The 20,900-nt window shown below is 64.5% G+C and carries 22 protein-coding genes; 18 read left to right on the forward strand and 4 right to left on the reverse strand.

Features of this window, described 5'->3' with window-relative positions:
- Nucleotides 1–17 precede the first annotated feature (17 nt).
- From IPL75_03645 to deoC, 4 genes are all read left to right on the forward strand, one after another.
- Entirely contained in the window at nt 18–1,436 is a 1,419-nt protein-coding gene (locus IPL75_03645) for an amidohydrolase (protein MBK9239356.1), read from the forward strand.
- The gene (hpt, locus tag IPL75_03650) at nt 1,433–1,951 is read left to right on the forward strand and encodes a hypoxanthine phosphoribosyltransferase (protein MBK9239357.1); all 519 of its coding nucleotides are present in this window, start codon (nt 1,433–1,435) and stop codon (nt 1,949–1,951) included. The genes IPL75_03645 and hpt overlap by 4 nt, the downstream gene beginning before the upstream one ends.
- Entirely contained in the window at nt 1,952–2,593 is a 642-nt protein-coding gene (locus IPL75_03655; protein MBK9239358.1) for an RpiB/LacA/LacB family sugar-phosphate isomerase, read from the forward strand.
- Nucleotides 2,594–2,787: 194 nt separating this feature from the next.
- Nucleotides 2,788–3,492 (forward strand): deoxyribose-phosphate aldolase, encoded by a 705-nt coding sequence (gene deoC, locus IPL75_03660; GenBank protein MBK9239359.1) that lies wholly within the window; start codon nt 2,788–2,790, stop codon nt 3,490–3,492.
- On the opposite strand, the gene IPL75_03665 is transcribed toward deoC, so the two are convergent.
- The 4 genes from IPL75_03665 to IPL75_03680 form a co-directional block, all read right to left on the reverse strand.
- On the reverse strand, nt 3,476–4,378 hold the full coding sequence (locus IPL75_03665) for a mechanosensitive ion channel (GenBank protein ID MBK9239360.1): 903 nt from the start codon (nt 4,376–4,378) through the stop codon (nt 3,476–3,478). The genes deoC and IPL75_03665 overlap by 17 nt on opposite strands.
- Before the next feature lie 110 nt (nt 4,379–4,488).
- Nucleotides 4,489–5,181: a DNA-binding response regulator gene (locus IPL75_03670; protein MBK9239361.1), complete on the reverse strand. Its 693-nt coding sequence runs from the start codon at nt 5,179–5,181 to the stop codon at nt 4,489–4,491.
- A gap of 37 nt (nt 5,182–5,218) precedes the next feature.
- The gene (locus tag IPL75_03675; GenBank protein ID MBK9239362.1) at nt 5,219–5,962 is read right to left on the reverse strand and encodes an ABC transporter ATP-binding protein; all 744 of its coding nucleotides are present in this window, start codon (nt 5,960–5,962) and stop codon (nt 5,219–5,221) included.
- A gap of 44 nt (nt 5,963–6,006) precedes the next feature.
- The gene (locus IPL75_03680; GenBank protein ID MBK9239363.1) at nt 6,007–7,272 is read right to left on the reverse strand and encodes an HlyD family efflux transporter periplasmic adaptor subunit; all 1,266 of its coding nucleotides are present in this window, start codon (nt 7,270–7,272) and stop codon (nt 6,007–6,009) included.
- A 224-nt stretch (nt 7,273–7,496) separates the two neighbouring features.
- Here IPL75_03680 and rsgA point away from each other — a divergent pair, with 224 nt between their 5' ends.
- From rsgA to IPL75_03750, 14 genes are all read left to right on the forward strand, one after another.
- Complete coding sequence (gene rsgA / locus IPL75_03685; protein ID MBK9239364.1) at nt 7,497–8,570, forward strand: ribosome small subunit-dependent GTPase A; 1,074 nt, start codon at nt 7,497–7,499, stop codon at nt 8,568–8,570.
- Nucleotides 8,571–8,657: 87 nt separating this feature from the next.
- Nucleotides 8,658–9,596, forward strand: coding sequence for an ABC transporter ATP-binding protein (locus IPL75_03690; protein MBK9239365.1), 939 nt, complete (start codon nt 8,658–8,660; stop codon nt 9,594–9,596).
- The gene (locus tag IPL75_03695) at nt 9,593–10,867 is read left to right on the forward strand and encodes an ABC transporter permease (protein ID MBK9239366.1); all 1,275 of its coding nucleotides are present in this window, start codon (nt 9,593–9,595) and stop codon (nt 10,865–10,867) included. Before IPL75_03690 ends, IPL75_03695 begins: the two co-directional genes overlap by 4 nt.
- A complete protein-coding gene (locus IPL75_03700; protein MBK9239367.1) occupies nt 10,867–12,531 on the forward strand; it encodes a DUF2207 domain-containing protein in 1,665 nt (554 codons plus the stop codon). The genes IPL75_03695 and IPL75_03700 overlap by 1 nt, the downstream gene beginning before the upstream one ends.
- Before the next feature lie 42 nt (nt 12,532–12,573).
- Entirely contained in the window at nt 12,574–12,933 is a 360-nt protein-coding gene (locus tag IPL75_03705; protein MBK9239368.1) for an NADH-quinone oxidoreductase subunit A, read from the forward strand.
- 122 nt (nt 12,934–13,055) lie between these two features.
- Nucleotides 13,056–13,565 (forward strand): NADH-quinone oxidoreductase subunit B, encoded by a 510-nt coding sequence (locus tag IPL75_03710; protein ID MBK9239369.1) that lies wholly within the window; start codon nt 13,056–13,058, stop codon nt 13,563–13,565.
- Between the two features lie 2 nt (nt 13,566–13,567).
- Nucleotides 13,568–14,020: an NADH-quinone oxidoreductase subunit C gene (locus tag IPL75_03715; GenBank protein MBK9239370.1), complete on the forward strand. Its 453-nt coding sequence runs from the start codon at nt 13,568–13,570 to the stop codon at nt 14,018–14,020.
- Nucleotides 14,021–14,027: 7 nt separating this feature from the next.
- Nucleotides 14,028–15,194 carry an NADH-quinone oxidoreductase subunit D gene (locus IPL75_03720; GenBank protein ID MBK9239371.1) on the forward strand — a complete coding sequence of 389 codons (1,167 nt, stop codon included), beginning with the start codon at nt 14,028–14,030 and terminating at the stop codon, nt 15,192–15,194.
- Nucleotides 15,191–16,180, forward strand: a complete 990-nt coding sequence (nuoH, locus tag IPL75_03725; protein ID MBK9239372.1) for an NADH-quinone oxidoreductase subunit NuoH — start codon at nt 15,191–15,193, stop codon at nt 16,178–16,180. Before IPL75_03720 ends, nuoH begins: the two co-directional genes overlap by 4 nt.
- Complete coding sequence (locus IPL75_03730) at nt 16,173–16,733, forward strand: NADH-quinone oxidoreductase subunit I (GenBank protein ID MBK9239373.1); 561 nt, start codon at nt 16,173–16,175, stop codon at nt 16,731–16,733. The genes nuoH and IPL75_03730 overlap by 8 nt, the downstream gene beginning before the upstream one ends.
- Complete coding sequence (locus tag IPL75_03735; protein MBK9239374.1) at nt 16,730–17,224, forward strand: NADH-quinone oxidoreductase subunit J; 495 nt, start codon at nt 16,730–16,732, stop codon at nt 17,222–17,224. Before IPL75_03730 ends, IPL75_03735 begins: the two co-directional genes overlap by 4 nt.
- A gap of 2 nt (nt 17,225–17,226) precedes the next feature.
- Nucleotides 17,227–17,526, forward strand: a complete 300-nt coding sequence (gene nuoK / locus IPL75_03740) for an NADH-quinone oxidoreductase subunit NuoK (protein ID MBK9239375.1) — start codon at nt 17,227–17,229, stop codon at nt 17,524–17,526.
- Nucleotides 17,523–19,358, forward strand: coding sequence for an NADH-quinone oxidoreductase subunit L (nuoL, locus tag IPL75_03745; GenBank protein ID MBK9239376.1), 1,836 nt, complete (start codon nt 17,523–17,525; stop codon nt 19,356–19,358). Before nuoK ends, nuoL begins: the two co-directional genes overlap by 4 nt.
- 59 nt (nt 19,359–19,417) lie before the next feature.
- Nucleotides 19,418–20,890: an NADH-quinone oxidoreductase subunit M gene (locus tag IPL75_03750; GenBank protein MBK9239377.1), complete on the forward strand. Its 1,473-nt coding sequence runs from the start codon at nt 19,418–19,420 to the stop codon at nt 20,888–20,890.
- The last annotated feature ends 10 nt before the right edge of the window (nt 20,891–20,900 follow it).

Here is a 20,900-nt window from a genome sequence, read left to right on the forward strand (position 1 = left end):
CCGATAGAATCCCAGTCATGAAGCGTTCGGCGTGGGTGGCAGTGGTCCTGTTCGCGATTGTGGCGGGCCTGGCGTGGCAGCGGACGCAGCCCGGGGACCGCGCGTCCATTTCGCTGCTCGTCACCGGAGGCACGGTGGTGACCATGGACGCGGCCGGCACGGTGGTGCCCGACGGTGCGGTCGCGATCGATGGCACGACGATCGTGGCGATCGGAACGGCCGCCGACCTGGACGCGCGGTATCAGGCTCGCGAGCGCATCGATGCCCGCGGCCAGGTCATCATGCCGGGCCTCATCAACACCCACACACATGCGCCAATGGTCCTCTTTCGGGGGCTTGCCGATGACCTGGCGCTGATGGACTGGTTGACGCAGTACATCTTCCCCGCGGAGAAGGCCACGGTCTCACCCGAGTTCGTGCGCGTCGGCACGCGGCTGGCTCTGCTGGAAATGATTGAGTCGGGCACCACGACGTATGCCGACATGTATTACTTCGAGGAAGAGATTGCCGCAGTCACCAAGGCCGCGGGCGTACGCGGGGTGCTCGGCCAGACCATCATCAGGTTCCCTGTGGCAGACGCCGCGACCCCCGAAGAAGGGCTCGCGCGTTCAGAGACGTTTCTGACTCAGTGGGCGAACGATCCGCTCATCGTGCCGGCGGTCGCGCCGCACGCGCCGTATACGCTGACACCCGAGACACTGAAGGCGGCGCGCGCGCTGGCGGACAAATATCGTGCGCCGCTTTTGATCCACCTGGCGGAGACGCGCGACGAGGTGGGCATCATTGCCGGACAGTTCAAGCTGTCGCCGGCGATGTTCCTCGACAGTCTGGGATTCTGGGGCGGCCGCTCACTCGCCGCACATGCGGTGTGGGTGGATGAGGCCGACATGAAGATGCTGGCCGCGCGTGGCGTCGGTCTCTCCCACAATCCCGAGAGCAATATGAAGCTGGCCTCTGGCACGGCACCGGTGACGGGCTGGTTGAGCGCCGGAATCCCGGCGGGGCTGGGCACCGATGGCGCCGCCAGCAATAACGACCTGGACATGTTCGAGGCCGTGCGCACAGCAGCGCTCCTCCATAAACATGCCACCGGCGACCCACGGGCGATGCCCGCCAGACAGGCGCTGGAACTGGCCACGCGTCGCGGCGCCGCCGCGCTGGGACTTGGGGATAGGATTGGCAGTCTGGAGACTGGCAAACTGGCCGACGTGATCACCGTGTCGATGTCGAGCGCGCGACAAACGCCGCTGTTCGATCCGCTCTCGCACCTTGTCTACGTGACACGGGGCACCGATGTGCGCAACACCATCGTCCACGGGCGGGTGCTGATGCGTCAGGGGCGGGTGATCAGCCTCAACCGTTCGGCTGTTCTCCAGGAAGCGACTGCGATGGCAGAGAAGGTCCGCGCCGCGGTGTCGCGCAAGGAGGGGCAGTGAGTCACGTGACCCAGTTTCTGGGCGAGGCCGAGATCGCGGAACGCGTCAACGCCGTGGCCGCGGCCATCCGGGCTGACGCCGGCCCCGATGTGCCCGTTCACCTCGTGGGTGTGCTGAAGGGCGCGTTTATCTTCATGGCGGATCTCATGCGCCAGATCGGCGGCCCGATCACGTGTGACTTCATCGCGGTCTCCAGCTACGCAGGCACGGTGTCCACGGGACAAGTCCAGATCCTGAAGGACCTGGACCGATCGATTGATGGCCGGTATGTGGTGATCGTTGAAGACATCGTGGACACGGGGCTCACGCTCTCGTATCTGCAGGACGTGTTTCGCACGCGGTCGCCGCGGGCGCTCAAGACGGCGTGCCTGTTGAGCAAGCCGTCGCGGCGAAAAGTGGACGTGCCAGTGGATTACGTCGGATTCACCATCGACGACCGCTTCGTGGTCGGGTATGGCCTCGATTTCGACGAGCAGTATCGCAACCTGCCGTTCATTGGCGTGGTGGGAGAGTAGATGGCCGTGCGCAGGTTCTCGATCATCACGGAAGGTGATGCGCGGCAGATCGAGCCAGGGACCACTGTCGAACTGGACGCGAGGGGCCACGTGACGCCGCTGGCGGCCGATACGCTGCGGGAGCGCCGCGTGACCGTGGTGCCGGCTGGAACCGCCGACCCTGCGCTGCCTGCGGACCTGTCGCCGATATCGCCTGTGCGCCGCGTCACCATCGGGTCCGACCACACCGGTGTGGCGCTCAAGGCGACGCTGGTCGCACACCTGCGAAAGTCCGGTCTCGCCGTGTATGACTGCGGCACTGATGGACCCGAGGCGGTGGACTATCCAGACATTGCGGCGGCGGTGGGGAAGAGTGTCGTGCGAGGGGAAGCCGACGCGGGCATCGTGATCGATGGCGCCGGACTGGGATCGGCGATGGCGGCCAACAAGATCCGCGGCGTGCGAGCGGCGATGTGTCTGACGGTGACGCTGGCGCGGTATGCGCGTGAACACAATGGCGCGAACGTTCTGGCTCTGGGCGCCACACTGATCACCAGCGCCGAGGCCATCGAGATTGTGGACACCTGGTTGAGCACGCCGACGAGGGAACCGCGGTACCTGCGGCGCCTCTTGAAGGTGCGGCGCCTGGAAGAGAGCTTTTAGTGGACACACATACCGTTGACCTCTCGCGACTGATCGCGATCATCGCCGAAGAGGTGCTGGCCGCGTCGCGGCGTCCCGCGACGAACTGCGACTGCCACTCGGTCAATGAAGACTGCTGCCCGACGCGCCTGCAGGGAGCGATCGATGCGGGAGCCGTGCGGTTCGGCGTCCATGCGGTCGGCGGCGCGCCCGACGTGGTCTCGGGGTTGATCGACCACACGCTACTCAAACCTGACGCGACGCGGCCCGAGATGGAGAAGTTGTGCCGGGAGGCCGCCGAGTTCCGCTTCGCGACCGTGTGTGTGAATCCGGCGTGGGTGGCGTTCTGCGCCGCCCAGCTCAGGCACACACCGGTCGGCGTATGCACGGTCGTGGGCTTTCCACTGGGGGCGACCACCTCGGATGTCAAGAACTACGAAACGCGCCGCGTGATCTTCGATGGTGCGCGTGAAGTGGACATGGTCATCAACATCGGCGCGCTCAAGAGCGGCGATGTGCGCACGGTGGAGCGCGACATCGAGGCGGTGACGCAGCCGTGTCGTGACGCGGGCGTGGTGAGCAAAGTGATCATTGAAGCCGCGTACCTCTCCGATGAAGAGAAGGTGACCGCGTGCACGCTCGCAAAGGCGGCGGGCGCAGACTTCGTCAAGACGTCCACAGGATTCGGTCCAGGCGGTGCGACGGTGGCCGACGTGGCGCTCATGCGCCGTGTGGTGGGCGCCGACATGGGCGTCAAGGCGGCCGGCGGCGTTCGAGATCTCGAAGGCCTCAAGGCGATGGTGGCGGCCGGCGCCACGCGCGTGGGCGCCAGCGCCGGCGTCAAGATCGTGCAGCAGTCGCGCAGCGGCGAGCCGGCGGCACCGGCCGCACCGGTGCCCGTCCTCAAGTCCGCGTATTAGCGTTGTCGGAGAGCGCCGCTTCCGCGGCCAGGTGACGCGCCAGGGCGTCGCGCTGAGGGAACGGAATCTCGATGCCCGCGCCCTCAAACGCCTTCTTGAGCAAGCGCCGAAACTCGCGCGCCGTCTCCCATTGCTTCAGCGGCAGTGTCTTCATGCGGACGCGAATGGTCACCGAGGACTCCCCAAACCCTTCGATGCCAATCACCTCGAGCGGTTCGAGCATGGCCGGCCCATGTGATGCCGAGAGTCGCATCTGCTCCGAGACGTGCTGCATCACATTCACCACTTCATCGGTATCGTGTTTGTAGGCGACCTGAATGTCGAGCAGCGCGTACGCGTAGTCCTTGCTCAGGTTCGCGAGCGTGGTGACGCCGCCACACGGGAACACGTGCACCGCGCCGCTCTGGTCGCGCAGCACGATGGTGCGCAGGTTGATGGCTTCCACGAGCCCGCCGGTCCCGTTGATCTGGGCGACGTCACCGACGCGCACCTGGTTTTCGAGGATGAGGAAGAACCCGCCGATGACGTCTTTCACCAACGTCTGCGCACCGAACCCCACGGCGAGGCCCAGGATGCCCGCGCCGGTGAGGATAGGCATGATGTTGATTCGCAACTCCTGAAGGACCATCAGCGTCGCGACTGCCGCGATCAATACGCCGGCGACGTTGCGGAGCAGGTTGCCCAGGGTCTTCGCACGTTTGCCGGATTCGCTTCCGTTGGGGTCGTGTCCGTCGGCCAGGTACTGTTCAAGCCGCCTGACGCCCGCGCGCATAAAGCGGAGCACCAGAAGCGCGAGAAGGACGACCAGCAGGATGCGGACCGCCGCGCCGAGTGACGTCACCGCCCACGCAGGCGTCTGGGCAACGATCCGGTTTAGAAACTCCATGCCCTAAGGATAGCGGTACAAAAAAAGAACGGGGCGACTGCGGCCTTCCCGCAATCGCCCCGTATGTGTGCGTATGGACCCCAGGACCCCGGGACTCCCGGACCCCGACGTTACTTGATTGGCTCTCCCGACGTGGTCAAGCCGTGACGTTCCAGCCGGCGATAGAGGGCCGACCGGCTGAGGCCGAGGGCCCGCGCCGCGCGGCTGACATTGCCGCGCGCCCGCTGCATGGCGCCGCGCACGAGCTGGCCTTCCACCTCGCGCAGGCGCATGACTTCAAACGAGACAGGCGCCGCCCCGTCGGACGCCGCGGTGGCGGCGAGCTGGGCCTCAAGCTCCACCACCCGCCGCAGGGCCTGGCCCAGTTCGGCCTGTGAACGCAGCGTCGCGATCAGCCGCGCATCGTCAAAGGGCTTCTCAACGAAGTCCTTCGCGCCGCGGCGCATGGCCTCGAGTGCGAGGCCGATTGAACTCCACGCCGTCATCACGGTGATGGGGAGCGCGGGGTCGAGTTGGTGCAGCCGGCCCACGAGGTCGAGTCCCTGCTCGCCGTTGGTGCGGCCCTGTTCAAAGTTGAGGTCCACGAGGGCTGCGTGCACGGTTTGTGTGCGCGCGATCTCGATGGCCTGCGCGGGTGTTGTGGCGCCGATGGTAGTCAGCCCGTCCGACTCCAGGAGGAGGCGGACGGCTTCGATGACGTCGTGCTGGTCATCAGCCACGAGGATCCGCAGGCGTGCGGCGCGTGGCTGAAGGCGGGGTGCGAATGACGCTGTGGCTTCGGCCACAGCGCCGGTCTGCATCATCGTGCTCACTGGACTCCCTCAATAACGAACGTGAAACTCACTGACCGAGGTGAAAACCGCTTTCTTCAAGATCCTTCTGTCCTGTCCGCGCGGCATCTTCCTCCACGACGCGACCGTCGAAGAGATGGATGGAGCGCTCCGCGTTCCGGGCGTAGCGGGGGTCATGCGTGACCATGCAGATGGTCGCGCCTTCTCTGTGCAGCTCATGCAGGAGCTCCATGACGGCTTCGCCGTTCTTGGAGTCCAGGTTGCCGGTGGGTTCGTCCGCCAGCAGGATGGAAGGGGAGCCGCCGACGGCACGCGCCACCGCGACACGCTGCTGCTGACCGCCAGAGAGCTGGCTGGGCAGATGCTTCGCGCGGTGCGACATGCCGACCTTTTCGAGCGCGGCCATGACGCGCTCCTTCCGTTCGGCCGTCTTCATGCCCCGGTAGGTGAGGGGCAGTTCGACGTTTTCGTAGACCGTGAGGTCGCCGATCAGGTTGAAGCTCTGGAACACGAACCCGATCTCACGATTGCGCACGCGGGCGCGTTCGGAGAGCGGCAGGTCGGCTACCGACCGGGTGTTGAGAATGTAGGTGCCCTCGCTGGGCGTGTCGAGCAATCCGAGGATGGAGAGCAGGGTCGACTTGCCGCAGCCCGACGGGCCGGCAATCGAAATGTACTCGCCGCGCTGGATTTCCAGATGGATGCCCGCAAGCGCGTGGGTCTCCACTTCGTCGGTGTAAAAGACTTTCGTCACGCCATCAAGCTGGATCAGCGGCTGTCCCGGAGTACTCATGTGTCTGCCCTCTCATAGAGGCCACTCGTGGCCTGCGTTAACTGTTACCGTCTGCCGATTCTTACCCGGTCGAACGCCTCATACGCGGCCATGTCCGACAACACCACTTCATCGCCTTCGTTCAGGCCTTCGATAATCTGCACCTCGGCGACCGATGACACGCCGAGTTTCACTCGCACCCGAACCGCTTCGTTGTCGGCGCCCACCCGGTAGAGCTGAATCGTGGCGTCATCCTGGCTGAACGACGGGCGCTGCACCTTCAAGACGTTATCGAGCCGTTGGAGTTCAATCGTGCCATCCACACTCAGGTCCGGCCGCGCACTCTGTGGCATGACGCCGGTCATGGTCACATCCACGCCTACCGTGCCGCTCTGGGCTGCGGGATCGATACGCGCCACAATGCCGGTCACGGTGCCGTTGCGCGTATCCACCACCGCCGTCTGGCCCAGCCGCACATCCCGAATCTGCGTCTCGGACACCCGAATCTGCGCCTTGAGCCTTGACGGGTCCGCCACGCGTGCGATGTTCGTGCCGCCGCCGACCTGCTGGCCCACTTCCACCGGCACCACCTGTAAGACACCGTTCATGCCCGCCTTGACTCGCAAGTCGCCAAGGTTCCGGCTCTGCAGGTCATACGCGTTCTTCAGCGTGGTGACATCCGCTTCCTGCGGCGCGATTTGAGAGATCTCACTTTCGCGGTTCATCGCCAACCGCTTCTCCTCGAGCGCGAGCGCGTTTTTCATGCGCGTCACCCGCGCCTCGCTTTGCTTCAACTGCAGGGCCGCAAACAAGCCCAGCTTGTTCAACTCAAGGTCCGCCGCGTACTGGAGCTCCTGCTGCTCCAAATCTGACTTCGCATTCGCGACGAGCGTCTCGAGCTGCAATCGCTGCGTGCTCAAATCGGCCCTCCGGTTCTTCAACGCCGCTTCCGCCGACCGCCATCGCAGCTCCGCCGACGTGACTGCCTCGCGAAGGTCGGGGTTGCTCAACTCCAGAATCACCGAGTCCGGCTTCACGATCGAACCGGCCTGCAGCACGATCCGTTCAACCCGCCCCGATGTCGTGGCGGTAATCCACCGGATGTCTTCCGGCACCAATGTGCCCGACCCCTTGACCTCTCGAACCAGCGGGCCACGAATGACTTTGCCCGTCCAGGCCGCATTGGCATCCACGGTGGGCGCGGCCGGCTTCAGGTTCATCACCCAGGCTGAAATCCCGATGAGGACCAGCACGCCGATCACGGCCAGAATGGTCTGCCGCTGTTTCTTCCGTTTCAGAATCGCAGGGTCGCGCTTTACATCCATCGCCATGCCCGTATCTTATGCAAGAGTCGGGGCATCTTTGGCCATCTTGCCCTAAGTTCCGTGTTTACAACGACTTAATCGTCAGTTGCCTCCATCCCGATTTCCTGAAAGCGGCGCGCTTTCGGGAAACCTGAATCCCGGAAGCGGTGATGTCCACCCCCGGGCAGAAACTTCGGTTGACCCTTTGACGGCCATTTGGGCCAGTTGGTTGACCGTGGCACCATGTCGCGATGCCGTCGCTGCACGATTTGGGCTGGAACGATCACTTCGCCAAAGCCTACGAGGCGTTCGCGGGCCCAGGCGTCCTGCCCGGCCGGGTGGCGCTTGAACACAACCACGTCTATCGAGTCATCACCGAGTCTGGTGAACTGCTGGCCGAAGCCACCGGGCGGATGAAGCACCTGGCCGAGGGCCGCCACGAGTTGCCGGCCGTGGGCGACTGGGTCGCGCTGCGCATCGAGGAAGCCGGTGATCGCGCGCTCATCAAGGCTGTGCTGCCGCGCCTGGGCAAGTTCTCGCGCAAGAGCGCGGGCGAGTGGACAGACGAGCAGGTGGTGGCGGCAAATATCGACACGGTCTTCCTGGTCACGGGGCTCGACGGCGACTTCAACCCGCGCCGGATCGAACGCTACCTGCTGCTGGCCCAGCAGAGCCAGGCGCGGCCGGTGATCATTCTTAACAAGGCCGATCTGGCTGACGATGTGGCAGAGGCGGTGGCGATGATCGGCGACATGGCCAACGGCATCCCGGTCCTTGCGATCAGTGCGGCTGACGGCAGGGGCTTCGAGGCGCTTCAGCCGTACCTGGGCGTGGGACAGACAGTGGCGCTCCTCGGCTCGTCAGGCGCGGGCAAGTCGAGCATCGTCAATCGGCTGGTGGGTGAGGCGGTGCTGCCCACACGGTCGGTGAGGGAATCCGACAGCCGCGGGCGCCATGCCAGCGTGCACCGTCAGCTGATTGCCTTGCCGATGGGCGGTCTGGTGATCGACACGCCTGGGATGCGCGAACTGCAGCTGTGGGGCACCGAGCACGGGATCGCCGAGACGTTTGACGACGTCGCGGCGATCGGCGAGCGGTGCCGCTTCCGTGATTGCCGGCATCTGAAGGAGCCCGGGTGCGCCGTCAAGGGCGCGGTCGCCGACGGCACGCTGGATGCGCTGCGGTACGACAGCTTCGTGAAGTTGCAGGACGAACGCGCGGCGCTCGAACGCCGCCTCGACGAACGTGCCCTGCTCGAGCAGAAGCGGGCCAGCAAGGTCATGGGCAGGGCGCTCAAATCGATGCAGAAAGACCGCGGACGTTGAAGGCCGAGTCCCGACCGCCGTTCACCGACCGCGGGCGGCACACGCGCGCCGGCGCCGTATAGGGTGCGAAGGGTCTGGGGGGAGACAATGACAACAGCTCAGCAGGGCGAACCGCTTCTGGTTCGGGATGCCCGCAAGAAGTTCGGTGATGTCGAGGCGCTCGCGGGTGCGTCGCTCGAGGTGCGCCGGGGCGAACTGGTCGGCCTGCTCGGGCCGAACGGCGCCGGCAAGACCACGATGATTCGGGCGATCGCCGGCCGCGTGGCCCTGGACTCGGGGAGCATCCAGTTGTTCGGCCGCACGGTGACTGCGCGCGACCCCCGGCCTGAGATCGGTGTGGTGCCGCAGGAACTCGCCGTCTACAGCCTGCTCACGGCCCGCGAAAATCTTGAGGCCTTCGGCGTGTTGTACGGCGTGCAAGGCGCCGATCTCAAGACCCGCGTCGAGTGGGCGCTCGAGTGGTCCGACTTGAAGGACCGCGCCAAGGAACCGGTGAAGCGGTTCTCAGGCGGAATGAAACGGCGTTTGAACATCGCCATCGGCCTCATGCATTCGCCTGCCATCGTGCTGCTCGACGAGCCGACGGTTGGCGTGGATCCGCAAAGCCGCGAGCGAATCTACGAGATGCTCGCCAGCCTCCAGGCCTCTGGCGTCGGCGTCGTCCTGACCACCCATCACCTGGAAGAAGCCGAGCGCCGCTGTGAGCGCATCGTGATCATCGACCACGGGCGCATCGTGGCGGCGGGGACGCTCGGCGAACTGCTGGCGGCCGCGCGTTCCGGAGGCCGCACGTTGACGATGGTGCTGGAAGGGCCGTGGCCGGCTGGCGTTGCTGTGCCTGAAGGATTCAGTCTGTCGGCCGATCGCCTGACCGTGACCGTCGCGGTGGAGGATGGCGGACGGGGCGTGGCGGCACGCATCGACACGGTGACCGGGCTCGGTGCCAGGGTGCAGGACCTTTCGTTGGCAGGCGCCTCGCTGCAGGACGTCTTTATCGGCCTCACCGGCCGGGAGTTGCGCGAATGATTCTCCTCACGTTCCTTCGCATCCATTGGATCGGCATGAAGCGCGACCGCGTCGTGCAGGCGCTCACGTTCCTGCTGCCGATCATGTTCTTCTCGATCTTCGCCGCGGTCTTCAGCAATCAGTCTGACCCGATGAGCAAAGTGCGCGTCGCGGTGGTGGACGAGGATCAGACCCCGTATTCGCAGCAGCTCATGAAAGCGTTGATGGCGGAAGGGTCGCTCGACGTGCGCGTCACTGCGACACGCGAAGGCGGCAACGGCGCCACGCTCGATCGTCCGGCCGCTGAAGCGCTGGTCCGGAACGGCGATCTGCCTGTGGCCGTGATCCTTCCCAAGGGCATCGGCGCCGCAGGGATGTTTCCAACCGGCGACGCGAATCAGGTTCGCCCCAAGGTATTGCTTCTGGCTGATGTGTCGGACCCCGTGGCGCCGCAAGTGGTGTCAGGGATGCTCCAGAAGGTGGCGTTCACCGCGGCCCCGCAGACCATGGCCGTCGAAGGCATGACGATGTTCGAGAAGTACACGGGGCCCATGACCGACTCGCAGCGAAGCATGGTCGATGCATGGAAGCGGGGGGAAGGACCGGCGATTGCGTCAGGATCCAGCAGTGAGAGCGCCGTGGGCCTTCCGGTGGAAGTGGTCAACGTCATGCAGCCGGAGCAGGGCGACACCTCGATGGTCTCGTTTTACGCGGCCGGCATTGGCGTGATGTTCCTGCTGTTTTCGTGCTCGGGCGCCGGCGGCACGCTCCTCGAGGAAGAGGAGTCGGGCACGCTCGATCGCCTGATTGGGTCTCGCGCTGGGATGGGGGGCGTCCTCTTCGGCAAGTGGGTGTTCCTCATGCTCATGGGGATCTCACAACTCACGGTGATGTTTGCGTGGGGTCAATTGGTGTTTGGCCTCCCTCTGACCAGTCACCTGCCCGGCTTCTTCATCGTCACGCTCTTCACCGCAGCGGCGGCCGCGAGCTTTGGATTGGTGCTCGCCACGGTGAGCCGGTCGCGCGCGCAGTTGTCAGGGTTGTCGACGATCGTTATTCTGGCGATGTCCGCCGTTGGCGGCAGCATGTTTCCCAGGTTTCTGATGAGCGACACGATGCAGCAGTTCGGGTTGGTCACGTTTAATGCGTGGGCGCTCGACGCGTATTTGAAAGTGTTCTGGCGCGAGGTCCCGCTGTGGCAACTCTGGCCCCAGGTGGCGGTGTTGGCCGTGATTACGGGTGTGTTCCTGACGGCCTCACGTCTGCTGGCGCGCCGTTGGGAGACCACGTAGTGAAACGAACGCAAGGGGCGGCGCGGCTGGTCCTCATCGGCGCCGTCTGGGTCTGCGGGCTGATCTGGCCAGGCAGCGCATCGGCGCAGTCGGCCATTCGCGGCCTGAGCGCGGAACAGTTCACGGTCAGCATGTCGTTGCTGCCAGATGGGTCAATCAACGTTCGCGAAACGGTGGCGTTCCGGTTTCGTGAGCGGACGTTCTCGGAAGTGGAGCGCGAGATCCCGCTTCGCCGGCTCGACGGCATCATTGATGTGCGCGCCTACATGGACGGCAAGCCGCTCCCCGAGGGCCGCGACGAAGGCCAGGTGCGTATCCGGACCGGTCGTCGAAGCCTTCGCGTCACCTGGCATTTTCCCGACACGGTTGACCAGACACGGACCTTCACCCTCGAGTACCGGGCCATGGGCGCCCTGGCGATGGGACCCGGCCGCGCCACGCTGGCCTGGATGGTGCTGCCATCGCGACATCGATATCCAATAGACGAAGCGCGGGTGGAATGGCGGGTGCCCGAGTCAGTCAGACGAGTGGAACCGACCCGGCTTGATGACCCCCGCTGGGTCACCGGGGCGCTTCCGGATGGCTGGATGGCCTCGCGGACGGGTGTTGCGGTCAACGAGACGGTCACGATGTCCGACGCGTTTGACCTGACGACCGTCTCGGTGGCGATGCCGGCTTGGCAAACAAATGCGGATCGTTCGCAACAGATGGGCCCGGCGTTTTTCATCGGCGCGGTCATTCTTTTGGTGATGGGCCTCGGCGTTGTCGGTATGACGCTGTTTCGGTACCACCGGCCGCAGATTGATACCGCGACGGTCCTGCCCGCTGACGCCGGCTCGATTCCTCCCGGCCTGGGCACGGCACTGGTCCACCCCTGGGTGGCCGTCGGACCCGCACAACTGCAAGCGACGTTGCTGGATCTGGCGAAGAGAGGGCTTCTGAAGATTCGGGAGGCCGGCGGCGAGGGCGCGAAGAAATCCTACGAGATCGTCATGACGGCGCCCACGGGCCTGCGGCCACACGAGCAGGCGATGGCGGATGCCTTGTGGCCACACCTGAAACAGGGAAGTATCGAGTTGAAGAAAGGGTGGAAGCACCTGCTCGGGGCTCACACTGCGTATCGTCGCGCCGTGTTCACCGAATTGGGCGACCTCGGCTTCCTGGACAAGGAACGTCAGGCCGCGGGTCGGGGCCTTCGAATCGCAGGCCTGTGGGTGACGCTGTTCGGGGTGGTGGGCCTTGTGGTCTTTGGGTTGGTGTTTGGCCACCTGGGCGATGTGCCGCTGCTGGTGCCCGGCGCGGTGCTTGTGTCGGGCGTCGTGTTCCTGATCGTCGGACAGACGATGTCGGTGTTCTCTGTGGGCGGGCTGACTGCCGCGGCGGCGTGGCGCGCGCGCCAGAAAGCGTTGAAGCAGTCGGCGCGTGGAGCGGTGTCTGCCGAAGAGCTGGATCGATGGTTGCCCGCGAGCGCGGGTTTCGGCATGGCACCCGCCATGTTGAAGGCGGCGAAATCGTCCGGGGATCACCCAATCGCCTGGCTTGGAGGCCTGTCGGATCCCTCTGCCGCCCTGATGGTGATCCTCTCGGCGACCTCGGCTGGGTCTCATGGCGGCGTGGCCGGTGGTGGCGGGGCGGCCGGCGGTGGAGCGAGCAGCGCAAGGTAGCGTGTTATACTTTTCCCGTTTTCGGGAAGGACGCGATCCCTGTTGACCGGTTACCTGCCAGTCGTTATTTATCTCGCGCTAATCGTAGGGTTCGCGGCGATTTCCCTGGTCACGGCCTGGCTCCTGCGGCCGTCTCGACCCAACTCCTCATTTTCCAAAGAACAAAATTACGAGTGCGGTGCCGAACCGATCGGTACGGCCTGGGTGCAGTTCCCGGTGGGGTTCTACCTGGTGGCGCTCGTGTTCATCGTGTTTGATGCGCTGGCCGTGTTCCTGTTCCCGTTTGCCCTGGTGCTGCGTGATCTGGGGGTGGGCGCGTTGTGGGCCATGGGCGGGTTTCTCGGAATCCTGACGCTCGGGTGGGTGTACGCGTACCGCGAAGGGATCCTCGAGTGGAAATAAAACGCCCCGTTCCGGTGGTGCCCGCGCCGGTCTGGAAAGACATCAAGGACCTGCAGGAGTGGCAGGAACATCACAAGTCCAGGCCCGAGACCGGCGACAAACATTCATCGCTGTTTGAGTCGCTGACCGATGGCATTCATCGCTTCCCGGGCGGGTTTGTGGTGACGACGCCGGCTGATGCGTTTCTCAACTGGGCCCGCAAGTCGTCGGTGTGGCCGGTGAGCTTCGGGCTGGCGTGCTGCGCCATCGAAATGATGGCGACGTTTGCGTCGCGGTTTGACGTGGAACGGCTGGGAATGGTGCCGTGGGCATCGCCGCGGCACTCCGACCTCATGATTGTATCGGGCACCGTCACCATCAAGATGGCGCCCATGCTGCTGCGCATCTACGATCAGATGCCCGATCCGAAGTGGGCGGTTTCCATGGGATCGTGCGCCAACTCCGGCGGCCCATTCCGGCACGGCTACCACGTGGTCAAGGGTGTGGACCGCGTGATTCCCGTGGACGTGTACGTGCCGGGCTGCCCGCCGCCGCCAGAATCGCTGCTGAACGGCCTGTTGCTGTTGCAGGAGCAAATTTCTCATTTCCGTCGGACCGGCCAGCGCGCGGCTCCGTCACCCAAGGTCGATTAGCCGTGGACGCTGCACAGGCCCGCACTCGTCTTGCCGAAAACCCCGACGCCGTCATCAGCGGCGAAGGCGCGGCCCTCGTGGTGTCGGTGCCCCCGTCACAGTGGGCGATGCTCGCGGAGTTTGCGAAAGACTCCCTCGGCTGCACGTATTTTTCGTTTCTGTCGGCGGTGGACTGGAAGGAAGACGGCCTCGAAGTCATCGTGTGGGTGGACAACCTCGACGCGCCATTTTCCCTGACCATGAAGACCCGTCTGGGCGCGGGCGTCACGAACTGCGCCTCGCTGGCCCTGATTTTCCGCGGCGCCGGCTGGATGGAGCGCGAAGCCTTCGACATGTTCGGGATCGTGTTTGACGGACACCCCGACCTGCGCCGCATCCTGCTCGATGACGACTGGGTGGGGCACCCGTTGCTGAAGTCGTACGCCGTGGACACGCCGTACCCGCCGTATCGCTGAGTTACGCATGGCTTCCGAACACGTCCCCCTCGTCGTCAAGCAAATCGACTACACCGGTGCCGAGCGGCTCACCATGAACATGGGGCCGCAGCATCCGTCGGCGCACGGCGTGTTCCGCGCGATTCTGACGCTTGAGGGCGAAACGGTTGTTGGTGTGGATGCGGTCATCGGGTATCTGCACCGGTGTCATGAAAAACTGGCCGAGACGCTGGCGTACGTCCAGTACCCCTCGATCGCGTCCAAGACCGACTACGTGGCGGCCATGTCGAGCGAACTGGCCTACGTCATGGCAGCCGAACGCCTGGCGAAAATCGACGTGCCGAAACGTGCGCAGTACCTGCGTGTGCTGGTGGGCGAGCTGCAGCGCGTGGCCTCGCACTGCTTGTGGCTGGGCACGTGGTGCATGGACATGGGCGGCGCGCTCGGCGGTGGCGCGACGATCTTCCTGTATTGCATCCGCGAGCGCGAACTTGTGCTCGATCTGTTCGAGTCACTGACCGGCGCCCGGTTGTTGTACGGCTTCCATCAGGTCGGCGGCGTGCGGTACGACATGCCGGAGAATTGGGCCGCCGAGTGCCGGAGCACGGTGGACCTGATTGAAAAGCGCGTCCTCGAATACGAAGAGATGCTCGAGGGCAACGCGTTCTTCATGATGCGCACGAAGGGTGTCGGAGTCATTACGCGTGAACTGGCGCTGGACGTCGGGATCTCGGGGCCGTTGCTGCGGGCCTCTGGTGTGGACTGCGACCTGCGGCGCCTGGCGCCGTATTCGTCGTATGAAGATTTTGAATTCCGCGTGCCGGTGGAAACCGCCGGTGACTGTTACGCGCGATACAAAGTGCGGATGGTCGAGTTCCGTGAATCGATCCGGATCGTGCGCCAGATTCTGGATGGCCTGCCCGAAGGGCCAATATCGTCGCGCCCCGGCGTAAAGGCTGTGGCCCAGGTGCGGGTGCCCAAGGGCGAAATGTATGCGCGCGTTGAGGGGCCCCGCGGCGAAGTGGGGTGTTACCTGGTCGGCGACGGCGGTCCCAGGCCGTACCGGATGAAGTGGCGCGGTGCGTCCTTCTCCAATCTGGCCGTACTGCCGCACATCATTCCCGGACACAGCGTGGCCGACGTCGTGGCCATCATGGGGTCGGTGGACCCCGTCTTCGGCGAGGTGGATCGATGAGTACCTTGCCGCCAGCCGTCCTCGGCCTCGTGGCCGGCGTGGGCATGCTGCTGTTTGTCATCGGTCTCGTGACCTACGTGACGTTGCTCGAGCGCAAGTTTGCGGCCCGCATGCAGTCGCGCATCGGCCCGTATCGCGTTGGCTGGCACGGCATCCTGCAGCCGATCGCCGACGCCGTGAAGCTGATGATGAAGGAAGACATCGTGCCGCGCGAGGCGGACAAGCGCATCTTCAATCTGGCGCCTGTCATCTTTCTTGTGCCGTGCCTGTTGATCTTTGCGACCATCCCGTTCGCGCCCGGCCTGGGCGTAGCCGACCTCAACATCGGCATCCTGTTCTTCCTGGCCGTGTCGTCCATGGAAATTGTCGGCCTGTTCATGGCCGGCTGGAGTTCCAATAACAAATACGCGCTGATCTCCGCGATGCGCGCGGTCAACCAGATCATTTCCTACGACCTGCCGTTCCTGCTCGCCGCGCTGATTCCCGTCATCCTGACCGGGTCGTTGCGCCTGTCGGACATTGCGCTGGCGCAGGATGGCCTGTGGTTCATTGCGTATCCGGTGCTGGGCCAGTTGGGCTTCCTCGCGTTTGTCATCGCCAGCGTCGCCGCCGAGAACCGTGTGCCGTTCGACATTCTCGAGGCAGAATCTGAACTCGTCGCCGGATTCCGGGTGGAGTACTCGGGCATGAAGTTCGCGCTGATTCAGCTCGGCGAATATGCCCACGTGCTGGGCACATCCTTCCTCGGCGCCTTGCTGTTTCTGGGCGCGTGGGCCGGTCCCGGACCCGAGTGGCTCGGGCCCGTGTGGTTCCTGCTCAAGGCCCTGGCCATGTTCATGCTGATCACCTGGATCCGGTGGAGCTTCATCCGCATCCGCGTGGACCAGATCCTGCAAATTTCCTGGAAGCTGTTACTGCCCCTGACGATGCTGCTCGTGATTGTGACGTCCATCGTCGTTGTCTGGAGGAGTGGGCCCGGTGTCTGAGACAAAGCCCGGCTTCCTTCGTGAGACGGCACAGCTGGCCGGAGCGGTCTACCGCGCGATGCGGGTGACCTTCATCAATCTGCTGCGCAAGCCGGTGACGGTGCATTATCCCGACCGGCCGCGTGTGTATCCCGACCGGTACCGCGGACTGCTCGCGTTGACGTATCACCCGGAAACCGGTGAGGAAAACTGCATCGGGTGCCGGCTGTGCGAATTTGTGTGTCCGCCGCAGGTGATTCAGGTGGAGATGCTGAAGGCGGAAGGCCGCAACTATGCGAAGGCCTTCACGCTGGAGCTGTACGCCTGCGAATTCTGCGAGTTGTGCGTGCAGGTCTGTCCGACCGACGCGATCATCATGATGAAGTCGTTCGATATGGCCACGGCCGATCGGCGCGAGCTGCTGCTCGACAAGGACCGCCTGCACCAAATCGGCGAGCAGTTCGAGCCCTCGTGGGCCACCGGCAACCGGTTGCGCGATATGCAGGCGCCCCCGAAGAAGCCGGTCGCTGAGAAAGCGGCGACTCCAGCAGCCGGCGCGGGAGGGGAGTCATGACGCTGGAAGTGGTGGCGTTCTGGGTGCTCGCCGTCCTGCTGGTGGGATCGGCACTGGCGGTGGTGCTGACCAAGAACCTGTTTCATTCGGTGCTGTGGCTCGCGCTCGCGCTGACGGGCACCGCCGGCATCTTCCTGATGCTCGAGGCCGAGTTCCTCGCAGGTGTGCAGATTCTGCTGTACGCCGGTGGCGTGGTGACGGTCGTGGTGTTTGCCATCGTGGTGACGGAACGCCTGGTCGGCACGCGCCTGGCGCACACCAGCCGGCGTTTGCTGGCAGGCGGAGCGGTGGCGGCGGTGTTCCTCGGCGTGATGCTGGACATCCTGGCTCGCGCGCCGCTCGCGCCCGTGATGATTCCCATGGGAGCCGACCCCACCAAACTCATCGGCATGGCGCTGATGACCCGGTTCCTGTTGCCATTTGAACTTTTGGCGGTCCTGTTGCTGGTGTCGTTGCTGGCGGCGAGTTATCTCGCAAGGCCGGAGGAATAGCCATGGGACTGTCTGCCTATCTGGCGCTTGCCGCGGTCATTTTCTCCATTGGGCTCTTCGGCGTGATGACGCGCCGGAATACCGTGGGCATCCTGCTGGGCATCGAACTGATGCTCAATGCCGTCAACATCAATCTGGTGGCGTTCAGCCGGTTTCACGGTGACGTCACCGGCATGGTGCTGACCGTGTTTGCGATTTGCATCACGGTGGCCGAGGTCGCGCTCGGCCTCGCGATTGTCATTCTGTTGTTCCGCACGCGTCGTACGGCGATGGCCGACCACGTGGACTGGTTGAAGGGATGATGCTCACAGTTCTGCTGACGCCCATCACGGTCTTCCTGCTGCTCGCGCTGGTCGCTCCACTCCGGCGGTCGGGCCGGCCGGCGGCCTTCATTTCGATACTCGGTGCGCTGGGCACGTTTGGCGCAGCCGTGCAGACATGGTTCCTCGTCGATCGGCTCGATGCGCCCATTCAGCGTGTGTGGACGTGGCTGCCCGACTCGCAGGGGGCGTTGGCCACCGTCGGGTATCTCGCGGATGAACAGTCCGCGATCATGATCCTGCTGGTGTCGCTGGTCTCGCTCCTGGTGCAGATCTACTCGCTCGGATATCTGAGCGATGAACCAGCGCCCGCCATCGGCCGCTACTACGTCTACCAGTCGCTGTTCGCGTTTTCGATGCTCGGCCTGGTGCTGGCGCCCAATCTGGTGCAGCTCTTCGTCTGCTGGGAACTGGTCGGACTCTGTTCCTATCTGCTGATCGGCTTCTGGTACAAGAAGCCGTCCGCCGCGCGCGCTGCCGTGAAAGCGTTCTGGACCACCAAAGCCGGTGACGTGGGCCTGCTCATCGGGATCGTGCTGCTGTGGCGGCACACCGGGACCTTCGACTTTGCTGAACTCCAGCAGATGGTGGGCGCCGGTCTGGTGGGCGTGGACGGCCTGGCCCTGATCACGTTCTGCATCTACCTCGGCGCAGCAGGCAAGTCCGCGCAGTTCCCGTTGCACATCTGGTTGCCCGACGCGATGGAAGGGCCCACACCAGTCTCGGCCCTGATTCACGCCGCCACCATGGTCACCGCCGGTGTGTATCTGCTGGTGCGGATGGCGTTCCTGTTTGCGCTCACGCCTGATGTGTTGTTGCTCGTGGCCTGGGTCGGCGCCGGCACCGCGCTGATGGCTGCCATCCTTGCGTGCGCACAGAACGACATCAAGCGTGTGCTCGCGTATTCCACGGTGTCGCAGCTGGGCTACATGATGACGGCCATTGGCGCCGGATTCGCCTCGGCCGGCTTCTTCCATCTGCTCACGCACGGTGTGTTCAAGGCGCTGTTGTTCCTGGGCGCCGGCGCGGTGATTCACGCGGTGGGCACCAACGACATCACGCACATGGGCGGACTGGCGCGACGCATGCCACAGACGATGATCGTGTTCCTCGTCGGCACCCTGTCGCTCGCGGGTGTGCCGCTGTTTGCCGGCTTCCTCTCGAAGGAAGAGATCCTGGCGGGCGTCTGGGCCGGCGGCTTGACCGGCCCGTTCGTCATGCTGCTCATCGGCGCATTCCTCACCGCCTTCTACATGTTCCGTGTCGTGTTCCTGACCTTCTTCGGCAAGCCGGCGCATGCCAACGGCCACGGGAACGGCCATGCGCCTCACGACGCACCGATGACAATGGGATTGCCGTTGTGGGTGCTGGCCCTGGCGTCGATGACCATCGGCATCTATTTCATGCTGCATCACCCGGAAGAAGCGGTGGAGGCTCCTGCGTGGCTGGCGCCGGTGGCGACGGGTGTGGCACTGAGTGGCATCGCACTCGCATGGGCGACCTTCCAGCGGCAGATCATCAACGCCGAGTCGTTGGCGCGTATGACAGGGCCGCTGCGCACTGCGGCCGCCCATGGCTTCTGGGTGGACGAGGCGTTTGTGGCGGTCTATCGGGGCATCCTGATGACGCTGGCCGCACTGGTCGGATGGGTGGACCGGTACATCGTGGATGGCGTGCTGAACGTGATCAGCGCCTGGACGGTGTCGGGTGGTGACGGCCTGCGCCGCATCCAGACCGGCAAGGTACAGGACTATGTGCTGGCCGTGGGCGCGGGTGTGGTGGCGATCATCTGGTGGTTGAGGGGGACGATGTGACCGGCTGGCCAGTCCTTTCGATCCTCACCTGGGCGCCGTTTGCGAGCGCCCTGCTGATCATGGGCTTCGGGCGGTCGCGCCCGGGCTTTGTGCGGTGGACCGCGTTGCTCGGTACGGCCGTGTCGATGGTCTGCGCGTTGTGGCTCTACGCCAACTACGATTTGGCCGCGGCGGGATTCCAATTCTACGAGGAGTTGCCGCTGGTGCCGTCCATGGGGATCACCTACCAGCTCGCCATCGACGGGATGAGCCTGGTGATGGTGTTGCTGACGGCGATCATCATCCTGGCAGGCGTCTTCGCTTCGTGGACGGTCAAGACCCGCGATCAGGAGTTCTATGCGCTGCTGCTGCTCCTGGTGACGGGCGTCTTCGGCGTGTTCGTCTCGCTCGACCTGTTCGTCTTTTTCCTGTTTTACGAAATCGCCGTATTGCCGATGTACCTGCTGATCGGCATCTGGGGATCGAGCGGGGAAGTGCGTCCGCAGGGGGTGTTCGGCTGGGCGTTCGGCCGCACCGGCGTGGGCACCAAGGAATACGCGGCGATGAAGCTCACGCTGTACCTGCTCTTTGGGTCGGCGTTCATTCTGGTGGGCATGCTGGCGTTGTATGTGGCCGCCGGTTCCACGTCATTCTCACTGCTCGCCCTCGAAGCCGTGGAGTTCGACCCCGGGCTTCAGTCGTGGGTGTTCCTGGCGTTTTACATCGGGTTCGGCATCCTGGCGGCCATCTTCCCCTTCCATACATGGTCGCCGGACGGCCATGCGTCGGCGCCGACCGCGGTTTCAATGCTGCACGCCGGCGTGTTGATGAAGCTTGGCGCCTACGGCGTGGTGCGCCTGGGCATGGGACTGCTCCCGGAGGCCACGCAACAGTGGGCCTGGCTTGTGGGCACCATCGCCTGCATCAACATCGTCTACGGCGCGCTGAGCGCCATGGCGCAGAAAGACCTGAAGTACGTCATCGCGTATTCGTCGGTCTCGCACATGGGCATCGTGATGCTGGGCGCGGCCACACTCACCGAGAGCGGGTTGAACGGCGCGGTCTTTCAGATGTTCGCGCACGGCATCATGACCGGCCTGTTCTTCGCGCTGGTCGGGCTCGTCTACGAAAAAGCGCACTCGCGCGACATCTTCAGCATGGGCGGTTTTGCCACCATGATGCCGGGCATTGCCGTGGCCTTCACGATTGGTGGCCTGTCGTCGCTGGGGCTGCCCGCGACGGCCGGTTTCGTCGCAGAGTTCCTGACGTTCCTGGGGGCGTGGTCGTCGGCCCATTCCTGGTGGTTGTTCCCGGCCGTGATTGGCGCGTTCCTGACGTCGCTGTATGTCCTGCGCGTCGTGCGCGCGATCTTCTGGGGCCCGAAGAGCACCAATCCGCATTTCCAGAACCTGCCAGACGCACAGGGCACCGAATGGGTGGCCATTGTGATTCTGGTGGGCGCGCTGGTGTTGTTTGGCGTGTTGCCGGGTCTGGCGCTGACACCGATTGACGTCAGCACCGTGCCGTTGCTGATGCGCCTGGGGGTGCTGTGATGGGAGGACA

Source organism: Acidobacteriota bacterium (genome assembly GCA_016716905.1).
GTDB lineage: Bacteria > Acidobacteriota > Vicinamibacteria > Vicinamibacterales > SCN-69-37 > SYFT01.